This window comes from Alteromonas sp. G4i13, from assembly GCF_054960505.1.
The window spans coordinates 1-1,300 of the sequence record NZ_JBHNYX010000101.1 but is presented as its reverse complement, the minus strand read 5'-3'; the positions used below and the strand labels follow the sequence as shown (position 1 = coordinate 1,300).

The following is a 1,300-nucleotide window of genomic DNA, read 5'->3' as shown; positions in this document are numbered from 1 at the left end:
GGCTCTACCCCATAAACGGGGGATCAGCATTCACCTTACACGATTGATAACACCATCCCATCCACAATGGGTCATCACTCTTATTCGATAATTTTCAAAGTTTCTAAAACCATACGCTCTTCTCGATATCATTTCCATTTTGTTGTGGAAGCCTTCAGTGATCCCGTTGTTTCGTGTAAAGCGCCACATGGCCACTATTGGTTGTAACCAGGATGTCAGTGTCTTCGCTAAGGCTTTAAGTGGGCTTTGATGCAGCTGTGCGAGTAACTCTAAGAATTGAGGTAATTTCTTCTCCATCCGATTTTGGTTCATCGTTTTCATCAGCACGAAACGGATAAGCCTTTGTTTCGTTATATACAATGCGCGTAGGACGGGGTAGTTCGCCAAGTAACGGTCCAAGTTTGCTCTGTTATCTTCGTTCAGTCGCCATTGATGCCGCCGCATTAAACTCAGTAAGCCACGGTTCTTTCGTCCCTCGGGGTGCTGTATTTGCCATGCTTTCAAAAAATGATGGTTTATCAATCGCACGACATGAAAGCGGTCAGCGACGATTGTCGCGTTAGGAAAATACTTGTTAGCAATGCTGCGATACGTTTCGGACAAATCCATAGCGATGAGTCGCACGTTTTCTTTACCAGGTAAATGACGTAGATAGCTGCGCAAGCTCAGCTCAGAACGCCCCAGCTTCACATCAAAAACGCTGCGGTTACGTAAATCCACTAACGTAGTGGCGTAGCCCTTTTTGCGCGTGAAAAAGTGTTCGTCTATGCCTAACATCTCGGGACAGGGGCGACTGATAATCTCTTTATATTTTTGGCTGATGTGAGATTGGTACCAACGCTCTACCGTAGTCGGACTAATGCGATGTGTGCGTGAGATACCACGCTGCGTAACACCGCCGTGGTGCGCCTCAAAGACTTCCAAGCGAAAGCACTCCGACGCCCGGTAGCGTGGCCGGATCCCAACAAAAGGATGCCTGAAATAACGGCCACAGCACCGACAATGATATTTAGGCACCTTTAAATGTAGCGTTAGCACCTGATTACCTTGACGCGTGTGCTTTACAGTGCGCTTATGTGTGGCTTTTATGCGTAAATGTCGACTCTCGCAATGCTTGCATAGTGGCTTTTTAGTAGGCTTTGCCCACACTTCAATAAAATCATGTCGATGAACACGTTCAATTTCTAACTCACTTATGCCTAAAATAGTACCTGCGTGGGACATCTGTACTCTCCATTAAATGATTCTTCGCAAAATCAGTTTAATGAATGCGGATGTCCCCCGTTAATGATGAAGAGCC

The 1,300-nt window shown here is 46.2% G+C and carries 1 protein-coding gene; it reads right to left on the bottom strand.

Going from position 1 to position 1,300, the window contains the following annotated elements; translation table 11 throughout:
* Positions 1-30: 30 nt before the first annotated feature.
* Positions 31-1,224, bottom strand: coding sequence for an ISL3 family transposase (locus ACFI6J_RS21445; RefSeq protein WP_416022186.1), 1,194 nt, complete (start codon positions 1,222-1,224; stop codon positions 31-33).
* Between the last annotated feature and the right edge of the window lie 76 nt (positions 1,225-1,300).